This window comes from Kitasatospora sp. NPDC087861 (assembly GCF_044742585.1).
Taxonomy (GTDB): Bacteria; Actinomycetota; Actinomycetes; order Streptomycetales; family Streptomycetaceae; genus Kitasatospora.
On record NZ_JBIUUS010000016.1, the window covers coordinates 193,361 to 212,365 of the forward strand.

Sequence of the window (19,005 nt, forward strand, 5' to 3'; positions counted from 1 at the left end):
AATCGGTTCTTCAGGCCACCGCGGCGGAGCGCTCGGCGGCCCGTCTCCCGCGCCGGGCGGTGTGCCGGACGGACCGGGTTCTGGCCCAGGCGGCGAAGCAGACCAGCGCGGCGAAGCAGGGCACCATCAGCGCCCCGTAGACGACCAGGAAGCCGTCCGTGCCCAGGTCGGCGGCGGCGTTCCAGGTGCCGTGCAGCGCCATCGCCAGCAGCAGCCCGGTCGGCGCGGCCAGCCGGGCCAGCCAGCGCCGCCCGGTGGTCAGGGCGACGGCCAGGCCGATTCCGGTGAGCGCGGTGAACAGCGGGTGCGCGAAGGGGGAGAGCAGGGCGCGCAGCACGAAGGTCTGCACGGTGCTGTCGAAGTCGCGCAGGCTGGGCGGATCGCCGAGGCCGATGCTGTCCAGCCGCTGCCGCTGGTCGCTGGTGAACGCCCGGCCCAGGTAGAGGGCGTTCTCGGTGAAGGCGAAGCCGCAGGCGGTCATCCCGCCGAGTACCACGCCGGCGGTCAGGGTGCGCGGCCGGGAGCGGCGGTGCGGGCCGCCGCCGGACGACGGGGCCGGGCACAGGTACGGCAGCGGGCGCAGGTACGGGCGCAACCGCAGCCGGTCACGGGCGTGCGGACCGGTCGGCCGGCGGGCGTACGTCCGGGGACGGCGGGGGGCCGGGAGCCGGCGCAGCAGCGGTGCGCAGGGGCGGCCGGTGCGGCGGCCGTGGCAGCGCAGCCGCTGGCCGAGCGGCAGCAGCAGCACCAGCAGGGCGGTGGCCTTGGCGGTCTCCTCGATCATCGGGGTGGCGATGCCGGCGCCCAGCAGTTCGCCGAGCGGGCCCTGGTGCGAGGTCAGGTAGCTGGCGGTCCAGTTGTTGGCGACGATGGCGACGGTGGTGGCCGCGCAGGCACCCCAGCCGAGGCAGAACACGGTGTGCCGCAGTGGCACCCGGGCGGTCAGGTTGAGCCAGGCCAGGGCGCCGAGCACGAACGGCAGCGGCACCATCGCCAGGCCGATGCCGACCAGCAGCCCGACGGTGCCGGTCTGCCGCTGGACCAGGTGCAGGATCAGCACCCCGCAGCCGACCAGGGTCAGCACGGCGGTGGCGGTGACCGAGGAGACCGCCACCGAGCGGCCGGGTCGGGCCGGCGCCGCGGTCACGGCCGGCGGTGGTGACGCGGCGCCAGGCCAGGGCACGAGGCGGTGGACCCGGCGCCTCCGGGGCCCCGGGATGGTCCGGGTGTCGCCGGTGCGCGGGACCGTCTCCGGTACGTCAGCGGCGGCCTGGACGGTGGCCCGGGACCCGCCGCCGGCCGGGCTGCCCATGCGGCACAGGGTAGGCCACCGCACCCGTCCGTCGGGAGGACTCGGGACGAACCGTCCCCCCGGGGCAGGACCGTCCGGTCATCGTGGGGCGGCCTGTTCGAACCGTCGTCGGCGGCTCAGCGGCGGCGGAACAGCAGGTCGTGGACGACGTGGCCCTTGGCCAGCCCGGCCCGCTCGAACTTGGTGACCGGACGCCAGGCCGGTCGCGGCGCGTAGCCGGGGATGCTGCCGTCCGGGTGGTCCGCGGGCTCCAGCCAGCCGCTGCCGTCACCCTCGGGGTGCAGGTTCTCCAGCTCCGGCGAGGCGGACAGCACGGTCAGCATCTGCTCCGCGTACGGCTCCCAGTCGGTCGCGCAGTGCACCAGGGCGCCGGGGGCGAGCCGGGGCAGCACGAGGTCCAGGAAGGACGGCTGGACCAGCCGCCGCTTGTGGTGCTTGGGCTTGGGCCACGGGTCGGCGAAGTAGACCCGCAGGCCGGCCAGCGAGGCGTCCGGCAGCATGTCGCGCAGCAGGATCACGGCGTCGCCGGCGGCCAGCCGCACGTTCCGCGAGCCGTCGCGCTCCAGCAGGCCGAGCAGGTTGCCGTGGCCGGGGGTGTGGACGTCGGCGGCGAGGATGCCGGTGGCCGGGTCGGCGGCGGCCATCGTGGCCGTGGTCTCGCCCATGCCGAAGCCGATCTCCAGGGTGACCGGCAGCTCGCCGAACAGCTCCCGCAGGTCGAGCGGGCTGCCGTCGATCGGTATGCCGTAGGTCTCCCAGCCCCGGTCCAGGGCACCCGCCTGGGCGTTGGTCATCCGGCCCCGGCGCGGCTGGAAGCTGCGGATGCGCCGCTCGCGGTGCTGGGCCTCGGTGGCCTTGTGCGGGTACATCGGCGCGGGGTAGCCGGCCGGCGCGGCGGACAGCCGGGCGGACGGCGAGGGCTGGGGGATCGGGGCGGTGGCAGTCACAATCACCCGAGTCTACGGGGCCACCGGGCGCCGCCCGAAGGTGCTGTGACCGGGCTCATCCGCCGGCTTCCAGCGCGGCCAGCGCCCGGCGGGCCACCTCGCGGCCGATCGGCAGCGAGGCCGTCGCGGCGGGGGACGGGGCGTTCAGCACGTGCACCGTGCGGCGCGGGGAACGCGGGTCCGCCGGGTCGAAGCCGGCGAAGGCGAAGTCGTCCAGCAGCGAGCCGTCCCGGGCGACCGCCTGGGCCCGGACCCCGGCGCCGGCCGGCACCAGGTCCTCGGCGGTGACGGCGGGCAGCAGCCGCCGCACGGCGGCGGTGAACGCCCGTTTGGACAGCGAGCGGTGCAACTCGCCGACCTCGTACCGCCAGTGCCGCCGGGCGATCCGCCAGGCGCCGGGGAAGGCCAGCGTCCCGGCCAGGTCGCGCGGGCGTACGGTGCGCCAGTCGTAGCCCTCGCGGGCCAGCGCGGGGACCGCGTTCGGGCCGACGTGCACGTCCCCGTGGACGCCCCGGGTCAGGTGCACGCCGAGGAACGGGAAGGCCGGGTCGGGCACCGGGTAGACCAGGCCGCGCACCAAGTCCCGGCGCCTCTCGGTCAGTTCGTAGTACTCGCCGCGGAACGGCACGATCCGCACGCCGGGCTCGTCCCCGGCCAGCCGGGCGATCCGGTCACTGTGCAGCCCGGCGCAGTTCACCAGCACCCGGCAGCGCAGCTCCCCGGTGGAGGTCTGCACCGTCACGCCGTCCGCCCGCCGGGCCACCGCCCGCAGCTCGCTGCCGAGCCGAAGCTCCGCGCCGGCCTCCCGGGCCAGCCGGGCGTAGGCGGTGGCGACGGCCGGGAAGTCGCAGATTCCGGTGGTGCCGACGTGCAGCCCGGCCACCCCGGTGACCTGCGGCTCGTACCGGGCGATCCCGGCCCGGTCCACCTCCGTGACCGGGATGCCGTTCGCCCGCCCGCGCTCGGCCAGCGCCGCCAGCCGGGGCAGCTCCTCCGCGCCGGTGGCCACGATCAGCTTGCCGGTGACCTCGTACGGGACGCCCTGCTCGCGGCAGAACGCCACCAGCTCGGCGGCGCCCGCCACCGCGTACCGGGCCTTGTACGAGCCCGGCCGGTAGTACACGCCGCTGTGGATCACCCCGCTGTTGCGCCCGGTCTGGTGGGCGGCGAAGCCGGGTTCCTTCTCCAGCACCGCGAGCCGCAGCCCCGGCCGGGTCCGGGTCAGCGCGTACGCGGTGGCCAGGCCGACGATCCCGCCGCCCACCACCAGCACGTCGAAGTCGTACGCCACCGCCCGCTCCTCGCAGTCCGCCCGGCTCCCCCGCCGCCGATGCTGCCACGACGGGCGGAGTCGGTCGAGGGCGCCGGGGCCGGGCGGTGGCGGCCCCGGGGGCTACGCCTGCCAGGGCCAGGCGGTGTCGCGCCCTGCTTCCAGCAGCGGGACCAGCCGGAACGCGGCGTCGCTCAGACCGCCGAAGGTGTGCCGGTTGGCGACGCCGCTCGGGCCGTGGCCGGGCGCGTAGCCGGCCAGGTTCCAGGTGTAGACGGGCACGTGGGCCGGTACGGCGGCGAGCGGGTCGCCGCCCCAGTGGCCCGGGCCGGTCTGCTCGTCGGTGACGATCACCACCCGGTCGTGGCCGCGGAAGTGCGCGCGGACGGCCTCGGCGGTGTTGGTGCCGCCGAGGTCGGAGAAGCGCTCCAGCACTCGCAGCACCGCCTCTCCCCGGCCGACCTGCAGAACCCGGCTGGTGGTGCCGAACTCGACCAGGTCGGCGTCGGCGGCCCGGATCTTCAGCGCGGTGCCGAAGATCGCCGCCGAGTCGGCCCGGTTGAGCTGGCTCTGCGCGCTGGGCCGGTCGAACATCGAGCCGGAGCGGTCCACCAGGATCAGTGTCCGGCCGGGCAGCGTGGGCACGTTGGCGAGCGAGTGGGAGAGTGCGGTCTCCAGTGCGTGCCCCCAGCGCAGCGACGGCGCGTGCCGGTGCGCGGCCAGGTAGCGGAACGGGAACTGGCGCGAGCGCCGCACCTCGTCCGGGTCGGCGATCCGCCGGGCCACCTCGGCCGCGACCGCGTCCGACACCCCGGCCTGGTCGAAGTTGCGCAGGTTGCGCACCAGCGCCATCGGGCCCATCGACGGGATGACCGCCTCCCAGACGGCCGCGTCCAGCGGGCCCTGCAGCCAGCCGGCCAGCGCTTCCCAGGTCAGCCCGGCCGCGGCCAGCCGCTCGGCGCCGCCGGGCTCGGTCACGGCCGCCCGACGCTCGCCGACGGGCAGCGCGAGCAGCTCCCGGTTGGCGGTCAGCAGCCGGTCGGACACGGGCGGGACGGCCTCCTCCGGCCGGTGCCGGCGGTCCAGCGCGTACGCGAACAGCGCGCCCTGCCACGGCTTCGCCGGATCCGGCGCGGGGTGTGTCAACTCCAGGACGTCGCCGAAGCGGTAGCCCTTGCCGGCGGTGTCGTACTTGAGCAGCGAACGGGCGTGATAGAGCCGACGGACGGCGTCCGCGACGCCGCGCTTGACCGGCTTGGGCAGCGCCCGGCCGTAGCGCGAGGTCCAGTACGCGAGCAGCTCGCCGGGCTCGTCCGGGCGCTGCAGCACCGCGTCGACGGCCTGCCGGGAGTAGCCGTGGGCGCCGGCGTCCAGCCGGGCCCGGGTGAACTCGGCGGCGCCGACCAGCGCGGCGGTCCGCAGCTGGGCGCCGTGGCGCAGCCAGCGCAGCAGCCCGAGGGTCCACTCCGGCTCGGCGACGGCGAGTTCGCGCACCAGCGCGGTGTAGCGGTCGTCGCGGTCGCCGCCGCGCTCGTAGAAGGTGTCCTGGCCGACCATGTTGGCGATCGCCAGCAGGAAGAGTTCGGACTTGCGGTCCCGGACGAAGCCGGGGCCGCCGTTGTGGTTGACCGTGCGCCGGCCGGTGGTGGCCACGGGCGAGGTCGAACCGGCCTTGGCCTTGCGGCTGTTGAATCGAGACATGGCGAAGCCCCCCTGGCCTGCTGGTGTCGAAGCGGGAGGGAGGCAAGGCGGAACGCGGGGTGCCCGAGATCGTGCCGACCCGGCGGCCGACGTCGGCGGAGGTGCACAGTCTTGTGCTCTACCCATTGAGCTAGCGGCCGCACTCGCGCACGGCACGCCCGGGACTCGAACCCGGAACCGCAAGAACCAGAAGTAACCCCCGCCTGCGCACCGGGCACACCGGCGCACTGCCTCCCGAGATCAAAGGTGGCCGCGGTGTTTCGCGGGTTCGAACCGCAGCGCCACTATGGGCGCCTCACCAAGAAGTAACCGCTGCCGTCGCACCGGGAGGTGCGGAATTCCTATTCACGTATGGGTGTCCAGAGATCGAAGGCGGCTGAGGTGACATAGCTGCTCTGCCAACTGAGCTACACCGGCGAGTACCGGCGGCGGGACTCGAACCCGCGACACGCCCATTAAGAGTGGAAGTAACCTCTGCCTGCGCACCTGGACGAGAGAGACCATAGCGAGGCCTCTCCCGCCGGTGCATCCGAATTACCGTCAGGCGGCACGGGTCATGCCGGGGCGACGATCACCGCGCGGGCCCGTTCGGTCAACTCCCGGACGCGGCGCTCGCCCTGGAACGGTTCCAGGCGGCGCAACATCTCCACCACGTACTCCCGGCTGCGTTGCGAGGAGATCCGGCCGGCCACCTCGACGGCGCGCTCGCCGGCGGCGACCGCGGCGTCCAGGTTGCCCGCCTCGGCCTCGGCCATCGCCGAGACCACCAGCCGCAGGCCGTGCGAGCGGACGTAGCCCTCGGTGGGTTTGGCCAGCGCCTCGCGGGTGAACTGCCGGACCTTGGAGGGCACTCCGAGGTCGCGGAAGCACTCGGCGGCGTCGGCGGCGAGCCGGTCGTAGGCGTAGAAGTCGATCCACGCCGGATCGGGATCCCCGGCGCGTGCGCGTTCGAGCGCGCTCTCCGCCGCGCCGAGCGCCGTCGCGCACGCCGCCGCGTTACGGGCCTTGGCCTGGGCCCGTGCCTCGACCAGGTGGAAGAAGCTCATCGTCCGGGCGGTCGCCAGGCCCCGGTTGCGCTCCAGGGCGGCCTGGGCGAGGTCCACCGCCTCCTCGGCGAAGCCCCGGTAGCCCGCCTGCAGGCTCATCGAGGCGAGCACGTAGCCGCCGAGCGGCACGTCGGCGGCGGCCCGGGCGAGCCGCAGGGCCTGGATGTAGTAGCGCTGGGCGGCCTCGTGCTGCCCGGTGTCGAAGGCCATCCACCCGGCGAGCCGGGTCAGTTCGGCGGTCGCGCCGAACAGCGCCCGGCCGACGGTGTCGCTGTACGAGGCCAGCAGCAGTGGGGCCGCCTCCACCCGCAGGCACTCCGGCACCATCGACGAACGCCAGTCCCCGCCACCGTACTTGGAGTCCCAGCGGCGGGCCTCCTGGGCGGCCTCGCGGAGCTTGGCGGCGTCCGAGTGGCCGACCCGGTAGGAGGAGGACTCGCTCGGGGCGCGCGGTGCCTCGCGGGCGACCGAACCGTCCGCCGGGGTGATCAGCCAGCGGGAGACGGGCGTCGCGTAGGCCGCGACCGAGAAGGTGCCGGCCAGGCTGTCGCTCCAGCGGCCGCCGCCGGGTCCGCGGCGCAGGTCGAGGTCGACCCGCCACAGGTCGGTGGCGGAGCGGACCGCCTCGGCGACGTCGCGCGGGAAGGCCAGGCCGAGTTCGGGGGCCGGGTCGGTGTCGCCGAGGCCGATCTCCTCCAGCGGCACCGGGCGGCCGAGCTTGCCGCCGATCGCGGTGGCGATCAGGTGCGGGACGGGCCCCTGCGGGACCATGCCCTTGCTGACCCAGCGGGCCACCGAGGTCTTGTCGTACCGCAGGGTCAGCCCGCGTTGGGCGCCGAGGTCGTTGACCCGGCGGGCCAGTCCGGCGTTGCTGATCTGGGCGAGGGTCAGGAGCGTGCCGAGCCGTTCGTTCGGTCCTCGTGGGCTGACGGTCATGGTGGCGGCGGCACCTCCTGCGGCCTTGTGCGCGGGGCCCGGGCGGCACCGGGCCGTAGCTGCTGTACCTAGAGTAGTCGGACGCGTTCCGACGGTTAAGAGGCTGCATTCCGGATGGCGGGATCGCGCACCAGGCGGTGCGGCGCCGGGTCCCCGCCGGGGTTGGTTTGGACCACTCGGTACGGGTCGGGGGTACCGCGCGCCGGAGCGTCGTGCTCCGGTCCCGTGTTCACGTGCGCCCGGCCGTGCCCCCTGGCCCCACCGGCTGGTCGGCGATTCGCTGGTGGTCGTGGGTCGGCCCGCCGTCGAGGACCCGGCGGGCCGGGGGATACCGCCGCCTCAATCCCCGCGGGCGGCGGGCTGAGTCCGGGAGGGCATGCGGATGCCCTCCCGGGCCGAGCGACGTCTTTCGGCCATCTCGCGATGCCCATGCCAAAGACGGCGCGGGGGGCGGTCCGGGCCGGGGAGGGGGAGGCCCGGCCCGCCCTGCGGAGCGCGCGGACACGTCAACACCCGGTGGCCGAACCGGGATCGGCGACGGAACCGGGAGCGGCGGCAGAGCCGGCAGCGGGAGCGGGACCGGCTACGAGAACGAGGCCGGAAGCGGGCCGGAACCGGAAGCGGGACCAGAACCGGGAGCGAGGCCGGAACCGGAAGCGGGACCAGAACCGGGAGCGAGGTCGGAACCGGAAGCGGGACCAGAACCGGGAGTGGAACCGGAACCGACAACACCGGCCACGGGAGCGCCAACCGGTGGCACGATGTCTCCTGACGGCGCGCCGGTACGCGGGGCGGTCGCCACGGCACGCCGTAGACCGGCGAGGAGCCGCCCGGCGGCGCGGACACGCCGCACGGGTGCAGGTCCTCGTCCGGTGGAGGCGCGATGCGGTGGCTGACGGGCTGGAGCACGGGCACACCCCGGGCGGGCACGCCGGCGCACGAGGCACTCGGCACGGTCGCGCCGATCGCCGCACGCCCCCTGTGGGCCGGCCCCAACCCGCTCTGGGCCGTCGGCGACTGGCGACCCGAGGAGATCCGCCTCGCCACCCTCCGCCCCGGCGCCCCCGCCGCGGTCACCACCGGCCCCACCGCCCCCGACCCGGTCGAGGACACCCCCGCCACCCTGCGCCTCGCCGTCCTCGGCCACTGCGGTGCCACCGACGCCGAACTCGCCGCCGGCCTCGCGGTCGCCCGTGGCGGCGCCGTCCGCCACCTCACCGCCTGGCCCGGCAGCTACACCGTCGTGCTGCGCACCGGCACCCGCTCCACCCTGCTGCTCACCGACCTGGCCGGCGCCCAACCGGTCTTCCACACGCCTTGGGCCGGTGGCACCGCGTACGCCACCGCCGCCCTCCCGCTCGCCGACCTGGTCGGCGCCCCGCTGGACACCGGCCACCTCGCCGCCCGGCTCGCCTGCCCCGAATCGCCCGAGGCGCTCGGCTCCGGCACCCCGTACCTGGGCGTCCAGCGGGTGCCGCCCGGCCACGTGCTCGCCATCCGCGGCGGCCACCCGTACCTCTCCGCCTACGACGACCCCGCCGTCCGCGAGCAGCCGCGCGACGAGGCGCCCGCCGTCCGCGAACTCACCCGCGCGCTGCTGGAGTCCGTCCGCTCCCGGATCCGCACCAGCGGGCCCGCCGCGCCCGTCGGGGGGCCCGGTCCGGTCGGCCGTGCCCGGCTCGGCGTCGACCTCTCCTACGGCACCGCCTCCGCCACCGTCGCCCTGCTCGCCGCCGCCGTACCGCTGCCGCCGGTGCCCGCGAGCGCCGCCCCGGAGCAACCGCCGGCCATCGGCGCCGGGGCCAGGAACGGCGCGGTCAAGGGCTCCTGGGCCCGCGCAGCCGCCCAGGGACCCTCCGCCCCCGAGCAGTTGGCCGCCGTCACGCTCGGCGAGACCGAAGCCCCGACCACCCTCGCGCTCGCCCCCGACACCCCCCGACTGCGGCACACCGTGCTCGACCCCGGCCCCGAGACCCTCCCGTACGCCGGACTGCGCCCCGACGCGCCCGCCGGTCGGCTCACCGACGAGCCCGGCCCCGAACTCGTCGCCGCCGCCCGCGCCGAGGCCCGCTTCGACGCCGGCGGCACCGACCACCTCACCGGCTACGGCGCCCGCCAGGTCCTCGACGGGCATCCGGCCCGGCTCGCCGACCTCATCCGGGCCGGCCGCCCGCGCGAACTGCTGCCCCCGGTCGCGGCGCTGGCCGGCGCCGACCGGGCCGTCGCGGGCGTGCTGGCCGGCGCACTGCGCACCCCGCTCACCGTGCTCCGGGCCGCCCACCGGCTGTCCCGGGTCCGGTACGCCGAGGCGCTGGACGACGCCGCCGCCAAGCTGACGGCCCGGCACGCCCCGGGCGACGGTGGCACGGCGGGCGACCGCTCGGCCGGTGACCTCGCCTGGTGCGTTCCCGGGCCGGCCGCCCGCTGGCTCTCCGACGAGGCGCTCTCCGCCGTCGCCCTCCGGCTGCGGCTGGCGGCGCGCAGACCGGCGCCCGACGAACACCCAGGCGCACACCGGGCCCGGCACGCCCTCTACCGGCACGCGCGCTCGTACCGCACCCTCGTCCACGCCGCCGAACAGCCCGGCCAGCGGCTGCACGCGCCGTTCCTCGACAACCAGGTGGTCCGCGCCGCCCGCCTGCTCCCCGACGACGTCCGCCTCCAGCCCGGCGCCCGGCATGCCCTCCTGCACGCCGTCCTCACCGGCGCCGGCCGTACCGACCTGCCCCCCGACTGGGGCCGCGGCCCCCGCCCCGACCGCACCGCTCCCGCCCGGGCGGGCCTGCGCCTGGCCGCCGACGGCCTCGCCGAACTCTTCGACGCCCCCCTCCTCGCCGAAGCCGGCCTCATCGACCTCCCCGCCGTCCGCGCCGGCCTCGCCGACCCCGCCACCCCGCTCTCCCCGGTGGCCCTCGCCGGCCTCGCCGACCTGGTCTCCACCGAACTCTGGCTCCGCCGCATCCGCGCCCGCCGCCACGGCGCCTGCTGGACCGGACTCCCCCTGGCCCAACCTCCCGCCCTTGCTCCCGTTCACCCGGCTTGACCCCTGCCCGCCGGGGCCTTTGCGGGTCGGCTGGCCCGGCTTCGCCGCACCCGGCCCGCCGCCGCGGCGTCTGTGGGCCGGGCTCGCCCTGGCCGGCTCACCCCCTCCACCCGCCTCCTCCCGTCCCCTGCGGCGCGCCCGGGTCGGCCCGGCGGGGGCTTGGGGGCAGGGGCGGGTGATGATGGCGGGCAGTGAGTCCGTCGGTGAGGAGGGCCGTGGTGGCCAGCGTGAGCCCGGAGCAGTCCGTTCCCGTCGTGCTGTCGGTGCTGGGGCAGCCACCGACGGGGCGCCCGCCGGGGGTGCTGGCGGGCTGCGACGGGTCGGACGGGTCGCTGTGGGCGCTGGACCGGGCGATGACCGAGGCGGAGTTGTTCGGCCTGCCGCTGTATGTGCTGGCCGTGGTGAATCCGGCCCCGGCCGGCTATCCGCCGGGGATGGCGGAGCTGGTGCAGGAGAGCGTGGAGACGCTGGTGGAGAGCATGGCGGACGGGCTGCGCCGGGCCGTGGCGGCCGTACAGGGGCAGCGGGCCCGGCCGTACGCGGGGGAGCTGTCGCTGCACGTGGTGCTGGGGAACGTGATCGAGGTGCTGTTGGAGGCCTCGACCCGGCAGCACACGCTGGTGGTCGGCACGCGCGGGAACGGGGGGTTCGCGCGGCTGCTGCTGGGTTCGGTGAGTTCGGCGGCGGTGCACCACGCGGTGTGCCCGGTGCTGGTGGTCCCGGCGCCCGCGGCGGGCTGACCAGAGCTGACCGGGGATGACCCGGGCTCGACCCGGGATGGCCGGGATGGCCGGGGTGTCGGGAATGTACCGAGATGGTTCACCGTTCACCTAATCCGACACCCGTCCCGTCCCCATCCCCTGGAGTGCCCCGCATGAAGGTCGAGATCTGGTCCGACATCGCCTGCCCCTGGTGCTACATCGGTAAGCGCCGCTTCGAGCAGGCCCTGGAGGACTTCCCGGGCAAGGAGGGCGTCGAGGTGGTCTACCGGCCGTACCAGCTGGTCCCGGACGCGCCGGCGACGGCGAGCCCGCACCGCGCCTGGCTGGCCGACCGCTACGGTCCGCAGTCGGTGGCGATGGACGCACGGGTGACCGAGCTGGGCCGCTCCGAGGGCATCGCGTACGACTTCGACGCCGCGCTGCACGCCAACACCTTCCTGGGCCACCGCCTGCTGCACCTCGCCGAGGTCGAGTACGGTCCGGCCGTCCAGGGGCGGCTGAAGGAGGCGCTGCTGAAGGCGCACTTCACCGACGGCGTCGACGTCGGCGACCGAGCCGCGCTGACCGACGTCGCGGTGGCCGCCGGCCTGGACCGGGAGCGGGTGACCGCCTACCTGGCGGGCGACGAGGGCGTCGCCGAGGTCCGCGCGCAGCTGGCGGAGGCCCGGGAACTGGGGATCACCGCCGTGCCCACGTTCGTGTTCGAGGGCAAGTGGGCGGTGCAGGGCGGCCAGGAGGCCGAGACCTTCCGCAAGGTGCTGGAGCAGGTCGCCGCCGAGATAGGCGAGCGCCGACCGGCCCCGGTCGAGGTCGCCCCGGCGGGGGAGGCCTGTGCGGACGGCTCCTGCGCCATCTGACCCCTAGCCATCTGACCGCTAGCCATCTGGCCCCTCGCGATCAGTCCGCGCGCGATCGGACCGCACGCGGCTGAACCCCGCGCGATCAGCCGCCGACCCCGCGCACAGCCCCCGCCGAGGCCCGCTTCAGGAGCACCTGAAGCGGGCCTCGGCCCAGTCCGCCACGTTGAGCGCCGACCAGATCCCGTGCACCGGGGTGACCACCAGCCGGATGGACTTCTGCCCGGCCAGCGGCACGTGCACCGGCACCGCGTCGTCCCCGGCGGCGAGGGGGTGGGAGCGCCACAGCGTGCTGCCGTCGCCGCTCTGGACGGAGAAGACCACACCGCCGGGCGTGAGCGTGGCGTCGTCGACCCCGGCGACCGCGTCGAAGGACGTGCAGCTGCGGTTGAGGTCGATCAGGGTGGTCGCCGGGGCGCGCACGGTGATGGCGTGCGGGTGGCGCTCGCCGCCGATCCAGGCGCTGTCGTGCTGCCAGAACCAGTCGCTGCCCTTCTGCCGGATGCTGGGCCCGGGCGGCGGCACCCGATTGTTGCCGGGCTTGACCACGGGCAGCGAGTCGGCCCAGAAGTCGGTGGGCGCGGGCGGCGACGGCGGGGTGATCGTCGGGGTGGGCACCGGCGGCGTGGTCGGCGTGGGGACGACCGGCGGCTCGGGTGTGGGCACCGGCGGCACCGTGGGCGTCGGCACGACGGGGACGACCGGGGCCGGCGACGTGGGGGTCGACTTGGGTGCCGGCGGGCCCGAGGTGACCGGCGGCGCGGCCTTCGGCGTGGTCGGGGTGGCCGTCGGGGCGTGCGTCGGCTGGGCCGCGGGCTTCGCGCTGGGGCTCGGCGCGGGCGGCGCCGGGGCCGCCGCGGCGGGGGCGGGAGCAGGGGCCGGGGTGGGCGGCACGGGGGCGGGGGCCTGCGGGCTGGGCACGGCCGGGGCACTGGTGGCCGGGGGAGCGGCCGCCGGGGGCTTGGGTTCGGGCGAGCCGGTGAGCGCGTAAGCGGCGACGGCGGTCGCAGCCACCGCGATGGCGGTGGTGATTCCGGCCTTGGCCGCGGTGCCCAGGCCCTCACCGGCCACGGCGCCGGCACCGGCTGCGCCCGCGCCCGCGGCACCGGCACCTGCGGTCCCGGAGGTGGCCGCCGCGGTGCCCGCGGCCGCACCGCCGACCGCGGCGACGCCGCCGACGGCGGCCGCGGCCGCGCTGAACCCGCCGACCCCGATCCAGACGAGCACGCCGCCGGGCAGCAGCGCGCGCAGGCCGGTGTTGATCTCGGTGAGTTCGAGGCAGGCGGCCGTGCAGCGGTCGCACTCCTTGAGATGCCGTCCGACCTCCGCCGAGGCCCGCTTGCGCAGCGACCCGCGTGCGTACGCGCCGAGCCGGTTGGCGTACGACTCGCAGGTGCTGTCCTGGCTGCCGGAGACGTGCGCCTGCAGGAAGGCGGCGGCGAGTCGGTCGCGGGCCCGATGGGCCTGGACGGCGGTGGCGTTGGCGGTCTTGCCGAGCATCACGGCGACGGTCTTCGGGGACTCCCGCTCGACCTCGGTGTGCCAGAGCACCACCCGGTCGTCCTCGGGCAGTTCGGCGTAGGCCTGCATGACCATGCGCTGGTCGGCCATGGCCATCGCCCAGGCGTCGGCGCCCGGGTCGGCCAGGTCGAGGTCGACGACGGCGGCCGAGGTCTGGGCGAACACGCTGAAGTCGTCGACGAGTTGCTCGCGCCGTTCGCTGCGGGTCCAGGCGGCGGCGACGTTGCGGACGGCGGTCAGCAGGTAGGCGCGGACGGCGAACTCCGGGCCCTTGCCCGCCCGCAGGGCCTGCAGGGTGCGGGCGAAGACCTCGCCGGCGAGGTCCTCGGCGGTGAAGCTGTCGCGGCAGCAGGTGCGGGCGTAGCGGCGCACCGAGTCGGCGTGCCGACGGTAGATCTCCTCGTACGCGCTGTCGTCGCCGGCCCGGACCAGGGCGGTCAACTCGGCGTCGGAGGGCGGGCGCTCGCCGTCGACCGGGTCGGCGGGGGCGGGCACGGTGGGGCGGACCGGGCGGCGGTCGCCGACGAACGCCTCGGGGGCGACGCCGCCCCGGCCCGCCGGGGCCTGACCGGGCACCCGCCCGGGGGGCAGCGCGGCGTCGGAGGCGGAGAGGGACTCGCGGCTGGGCATGCCGGCCTGGTCGGGGACGTGTCCGGCGGTCGGGCCGGTGGCCGAACCCGGTGCGGCGCCGGGTACTTGGGAGGGGCCGCCGGAGGCCATGGCAGGACCGTCAGGCGCACCGCCGGTCAGGCCGCCGGACAGCCCGCCGGCTCCACCGGCCAGTCCCCCGGTTCCCCCGGCCAGGCCTCCGGACGGGCCGAAGTCGAGGCCGTACCCGTAGTCGTTCTGTTCCTCGGCGCTCACAACGGACCCCAGATTCCACGACAGCCCCCGTAGTGTGGCAGGGCGCGCGGGAGTGCGTAGGCGCACGGTTCCCCGCTGTACGGCGCCGACGGCGCGCGAAGGGCGCGCATCGGGACATTGGCTCCAACCACGGGCAAAGGATGGCATAGCGCAGGGACGGGCGGTAGCCGGACCGGCCGGGACCCACTCTTCCGAGGGGCCGTCGCGGATGTGTTCGCCCAGCACACGGCAGCAGGTTGCGTGCCGCCCGCACCCGGCGCGCGCGCCTGGTACGCGCGCCGGTCTCCCGTCCAAGTCCCGTTCCCGCCACGTGTTCCCACCGAGCGCGGCGGCCGCCCCGGCGGTGGAGCGTCAGCGCGCCCGCAGACCGTCCAGCAGTATCGCCAGCAACCGGTCCGAGGGCCCGGCGGACGGCTGCCCCTCCGCCTGCGGGACACCGGCCGAGAACCCGGCCGTCGCCGGCACGGTGCGGGCCGCGTGCACCGGCACCGAGGCGGTCAGCACCAGCACGACGTCCGACACCGTGACGCCCGGCCGCAGTTCACCCGCCGCGCCGGCCCGGGCCACCAGGGCGGCCAGCAGCTGCAGCAGCAGCCGGGGATCCGCGTCGGCCGCCGACGGCTCGACGCCGGCACCGCCCTGGGCGTCCTCACCGCGCAGGTCGAACCGGACGGCGGCCGGCTCGGGCACCCGCTGTTCGGGCACCCGTCCGAGCTCCTCCGCGTACCGGAACGCCTCCGGCGGCAGCAGCCGCCCGGCGCCGGTGCCGACCGCCCGGGCCAGGTAGCCGGCCAGCGCCTCCCAGGCACCGCCGCCGCCGTACAGCGACTCCCGCGCCTGTGCGGTCAGCCACGCCACCTCCTCGGCGGCGATCCGCTGGACCAGCACCTCCTTGCTCGGGAAGCGCCGGTAGACCGTCCCGACGCCGACCCCGGCCCGGCGCGCGACCTCCTCCATCGGCGCGCCGTAGCCGAACTCGCCGAACACCTCGCGGGCGGCCCGCAGCACGCTTTCCAGATTCCGCCGGGCATCCACCCGTAGCCGGGCCCCGGGGACGGGCGCGGCGGCCTGTGGCGGCTCCGCCCGGTAGGGGACGCCGGGGTAGGCCGCCCCGGACTGCGGCGGCAGGTCCACCGGGCCGCGCTGTTCCGGCACCATGCCCTGGCCGGCGTGCGGTGCTCCCGCCCGCCCCAACACCTGCTCCTGCTCCATCATCCCAACTCTCCCCCACAGGCGCCCGAACCCGGACCCTGTCGTCGCCCGCCCCTGCACCCCCCGGTGCAGCTCAGCCCGTCAGACATGACCTGATGATCCATCGCTCGTGCCGCCCGTCCGGTTCCGTGACCACGGTTCGTGCCTCCGCGCCGGTTCGCGTCCGGCTCGGCGCGTCGGCACCGTCCGGGGCCTTGTCCGGGAACTACCCTTCCCCGGATGACTGTCCCGCAGTCGGGTTGTCGAGCCAACGCTGGAACTGGCCGTAGTGGCCGCTCCACGGTGCGTCGCCGCCGATTGTCATGGCGGTGGCCGCTCCGGCACACAATCCGACCATAGTTCACGGCTCTTCGTGTCCGAAAGTCCGTCAGAAAGTAGCCCGGGCAGCACAACTGGCCACACCGGTCGACTCCCGTCCCATCCGGCGCGGTACGGACTGTGGACAAGACCACCCCTGCCGGTCCTTCATAGGGGGGCGTGAGGGGGGACACCCCCGGCCGCGAGGCCGGGACGAAGCGTCGATCGGCTGGAGGTGCACCATCAGAATCCTGATCGCCGGCGGAGGCTGCGCCGGTATGGCCACCGCGCTGCACCTCCAGCGCGGCCTGCGGGAACGGCTGCGACGCGGCGAGGTGGAGATCACCGTCGTCGAGCCCCAGGCCTACTTCACCTACCACCCGCTGCTGGCCGAGGTCGCGGCCGGATCGATCGACCCCCGGCACGTGGTGGTGCCACTCCGCCGCGCCCTGCCGGACTGCCGGGTGCTGACCGCCCGGATCACCCGGATCGAGCACGCCGCCCGTCGCGCCTTCGCCGACGCGGCGAACCCCGGCGAGACCTCCGCGCCGATCGAACTCCCCTACGACGTCCTGGTGGTGGCGCCCGGCTCGGTCTCCCGGACGGCTCCGGTGCCGGGCCTGGCCGAGCACGGCCTCGGCTTCTCCACCGTCGGTGAGGCCGTGGGCCTGCGCAACCACGTCCTGGAGCAACTCGACCTCGCCTCCGCCACCCGCGACCCGGCCCTGCGCCAGTCCGCGCTCACCTTCGTCTTCGTCGGCGCCGGCTACGCGGGCGTCGGCGCGCTCGCCGAACTGGAGGACATGGCCCGGTCCGCGGTGCGCGGCTACCACAACGTCGGCACCGAGGACCTGCGCTGGGTCCTGGTCGAGGCCACCGAGCGGATCCTGGCCGAGGAGTCGCCGGAGCTCGCCGAACACACCCTCGGCCAACTCCGCGAACGCGGCGTCGACATCCGGCTGCGCACCACCCTGGCGTCCGTCGCCGGCCGGGTCGTCGCCCTCTCCGACGGCAGCCGCTTCGGCGCCCGCACCCTGGTCTGGACGGCAGGGGTCCGCCCGTCCCCGCTGCTGCGCGACACCGACCTGCCGCTGGACACCCTCGGCCGGGTCCGCTGCCTCGCCACCCTGCAGGCCGTCGGCCCGGACGGGCGCGCGCTGCCCGGGGTCTGGGCGGCCGGCGACGGTGCGGCCGTACCGGACCCGAACGCGGACGGGGCGCCCTGCGCGCCCAACGCCCAGCACGCCTTCGCGCAGGCCGAACTGCTCGCCCGGAACATCGCGGTCGCCCTGGACTACGGACCGCACTCCCCGGACCTCGCCGAGTACCGGCCGGGGCACGCCGCCTGCTCGACCTCGCTGGGCCTGCGCCGGGCCGTCGCCCACACCCGGCGCGGTCGCCGGATCACCGGGCGGCGGGCCTGGTGGCTGCACCGGGCCCGGCACCTGCGGCGGCTGCCGAGCGCGGAGCGCCGGGTGCGGGTGCTGATGGACTGGGTGCTGGGCGGCCTGTTCTCCCGCGAGGTGGTCTCGCTGGGGGCGGCGGGGCACCCGCGTCCGGAGTCCGGGACCGGGCTCGGCCTGCCGCCCGACGGAGGGCCGGAGGCCCCGCGGTGAGTGCCCCCGGTGCTACGAACCGGGGCGGATCGGACGGCCACGCCGGGCGGGCGACTTCCGGAATCGGGCCCTTGCCTGACAGGATCAGCCCACCCTAGTCATTACCCCGTGTGCTGATGTGCACACAAAAAGTGATGATATGCCTGGAAAACGAGGAAGCGGCCGTCGTTTGAACCTCATGCGCTGGAGCGCCCGGCTCACCGGAGTCCCTTGGCGTGCTGCCCCGCCGATCGGGGCTGGCACCGACGAGGGCGCGCCCTCCGCCGACGGCGTCGTCGTCCCCAGCCCCCGCGACCCCACCAGCCTCGCCACCGCCGCCGAACTGTTCGACCCGCACAAACCCCAGAACCTGCGCGAGGTCCTCAACCGCATCCCCGCTCCGGTGGCCGTCACCTACGGCCCGCTCCACCAGCTCGGCTACACGAACCGCGCCTACCGCGAACTCTTCGGCGACCGCACCACCGGTCTGCCGGCCGGCGAAGCCCTCCCCGAACTCGGGACCATGGGCGTCCTGCCCCTGATGGACCAGGTCATCCGCGGCGGCCGCCCGCGCAGCGTCAAGGCCCGCTGCATCCTCGGCCTCACCGGTAACCGCTACTACAACGTCTCCTGCGTCCCGCTCGGCCCCGGCGACACCGGGGACACCCCCGCCGAGGGGCCGCCCGCCGGCGTCCTGATCTTCGCCGCCGAGGTCACCGACCAGGTCCTCGCCGCCGCCCGGCTCCGCGAGGCGGAACGCCGCCAGCGCGAGGCCGCCGTCACCCTCCAGCGCAGCCTCCTCCCGCAGAAGCTCGACCAGCCGGCCGACCTCCGGGTCGCCGCCACCTACCAGCCCGGCGGCGCCGAGGCGGCCGTCGGCGGCGACTGGTACGACGTCATCGCCATCGACGGCGGCCGAACCGCACTCGTCATCGGCGACGTGATGGGCCGCGGCCTGCGCGCCGCCGCCGTCATGGGCCAGCTGCGCACCGCCGTCCGCGCCTACGCCCGCCTCGACCTGCCCCCGCACGAGGTGATGCGCCTGCTCGACGGCCTCGCCATGGAGATCGACGCCAACCAGATCGCCACCTGCACCTACGCCGTCTGGGACCCGCAGCGCCGCACCCTCTCCTACGCCTCCGCCGGGCACCTCCCCATGCTGCTGCGCTGCCCTGACGGAACGGTCCTACGCAGCGAGGAGCAGAACGGCCCCCCGCTCGGCACCGGTGACGGCCTGCACGTCTCGCACACCCTGCGCCTGCTGCCCGGGACCACCGGCGTCCTCTATACGGACGGCCTGGTCGAGCGCCGCGACGAGGACATCGACCAGGGCCTCGACCTTCTCGCCCGCACCCTCACCGGCGCCATCGGGGCCCCGGAGGTGATCTGCGCCCGCCTGCTGCGGGCGATGGGCGTGACGTCCGAGCACGACGACGACGTCGCCGTCCTGGCCTTCCACCTGCCGGCGGAGGAGGGCGTCACCGAGGCGGAATCGGCGCTTGACTCGGTCGCCCCCGAGGTCTAGTGTTCTTCGAGCTGCCTGGCAGGGAGCACCGGACACGTGTTTGCGCGGACGGTCCCGAGGTAGCCAATCCTTCGAAACACCACTTCCCGGTTCGGGCTGGGTCGCGTCTTGTCGCGTCTCGGTTCTTATTCGGCGTGCTCGTTTTATTGGGTTGCGG

At 75.7% G+C, this 19,005-nt stretch carries 11 protein-coding genes, 1 tRNA gene and 1 pseudogene; 5 read left to right on the plus strand and 8 right to left on the minus strand.

What is annotated here, in order from left to right; genetic code table 11:
• Positions 1-10 precede the first annotated feature (10 nt).
• The 6 genes from ACIOJE_RS23285 to ACIOJE_RS23310 all read right to left on the minus strand — a co-directional run bounded on the left by ACIOJE_RS23285 (position 11) and on the right by ACIOJE_RS23310 (position 7,212).
• A complete protein-coding gene (locus tag ACIOJE_RS23285) occupies positions 11-1,312 on the minus strand; it encodes a PrsW family intramembrane metalloprotease (protein WP_400778450.1) in 1,302 nt (433 codons plus the stop codon).
• Between the two features lie 116 nt (positions 1,313-1,428).
• A complete protein-coding gene (trmB, locus tag ACIOJE_RS23290) occupies positions 1,429-2,259 on the minus strand; it encodes a tRNA (guanosine(46)-N7)-methyltransferase TrmB (protein WP_280686163.1) in 831 nt (276 codons plus the stop codon).
• A gap of 55 nt (positions 2,260-2,314) precedes the next feature.
• Positions 2,315-3,550, minus strand: a complete 1,236-nt coding sequence (gene lhgO, locus ACIOJE_RS23295; RefSeq protein WP_400778453.1) for an L-2-hydroxyglutarate oxidase — start codon at positions 3,548-3,550, stop codon at positions 2,315-2,317.
• Between the two features lie 102 nt (positions 3,551-3,652).
• Positions 3,653-5,230 (minus strand): TROVE domain-containing protein, encoded by a 1,578-nt coding sequence (locus ACIOJE_RS23300; RefSeq protein WP_280686160.1) that lies wholly within the window; start codon positions 5,228-5,230, stop codon positions 3,653-3,655.
• 420 nt (positions 5,231-5,650) lie between these two features.
• Positions 5,651-5,712 (minus strand) — tRNA-Ser (locus ACIOJE_RS23305).
• A gap of 72 nt (positions 5,713-5,784) precedes the next feature.
• Positions 5,785-7,212 carry an MFS transporter gene (locus ACIOJE_RS23310; RefSeq protein WP_280686159.1) on the minus strand — a complete coding sequence of 476 codons (1,428 nt, stop codon included), beginning with the start codon at positions 7,210-7,212 and terminating at the stop codon, positions 5,785-5,787.
• An 883-nt stretch (positions 7,213-8,095) separates the two neighbouring features.
• On the opposite strand from ACIOJE_RS23310, the gene ACIOJE_RS23315 reads away from it, so the two are divergent.
• The 3 genes from ACIOJE_RS23315 (at position 8,096) to ACIOJE_RS23325 (ending at position 11,834) form a co-directional block, all read left to right on the plus strand.
• Positions 8,096-10,255, plus strand: a complete 2,160-nt coding sequence (locus ACIOJE_RS23315; protein ID WP_280686158.1) for an asparagine synthase-related protein — start codon at positions 8,096-8,098, stop codon at positions 10,253-10,255.
• Positions 10,256-10,473: 218 nt separating this feature from the next.
• A complete protein-coding gene (locus ACIOJE_RS23320) occupies positions 10,474-10,995 on the plus strand; it encodes a universal stress protein (RefSeq protein ID WP_400778457.1) in 522 nt (173 codons plus the stop codon).
• Positions 10,996-11,129: 134 nt separating this feature from the next.
• Entirely contained in the window at positions 11,130-11,834 is a 705-nt protein-coding gene (locus ACIOJE_RS23325; RefSeq protein WP_280686156.1) for a DsbA family oxidoreductase, read from the plus strand.
• A 126-nt stretch (positions 11,835-11,960) separates the two neighbouring features.
• On the opposite strand, the gene ACIOJE_RS23330 is transcribed toward ACIOJE_RS23325, so the two are convergent.
• Together ACIOJE_RS23330 and ACIOJE_RS23335 are read right to left on the minus strand one after the other, a co-directional pair.
• Positions 11,961-14,219 carry a sigma-70 family RNA polymerase sigma factor gene (locus ACIOJE_RS23330; protein ID WP_400778461.1) on the minus strand — a complete coding sequence of 753 codons (2,259 nt, stop codon included), beginning with the start codon at positions 14,217-14,219 and terminating at the stop codon, positions 11,961-11,963.
• 351 nt (positions 14,220-14,570) lie between these two features.
• A complete protein-coding gene (locus tag ACIOJE_RS23335) occupies positions 14,571-15,434 on the minus strand; it encodes a helix-turn-helix domain-containing protein (RefSeq protein ID WP_280686154.1) in 864 nt (287 codons plus the stop codon).
• Between the two features lie 548 nt (positions 15,435-15,982).
• Here ACIOJE_RS23335 and ACIOJE_RS23340 point away from each other — a divergent pair.
• Entirely contained in the window at positions 15,983-17,344 is a 1,362-nt protein-coding gene (locus ACIOJE_RS23340; RefSeq protein ID WP_400778476.1) for an NAD(P)/FAD-dependent oxidoreductase, read from the plus strand.
• A 169-nt stretch (positions 17,345-17,513) separates the two neighbouring features.
• Positions 17,514-18,800: pseudogene (locus tag ACIOJE_RS23345) on the plus strand (SpoIIE family protein phosphatase); the annotation flags it as partial.
• Positions 18,801-19,005 lie beyond the last annotated feature (205 nt).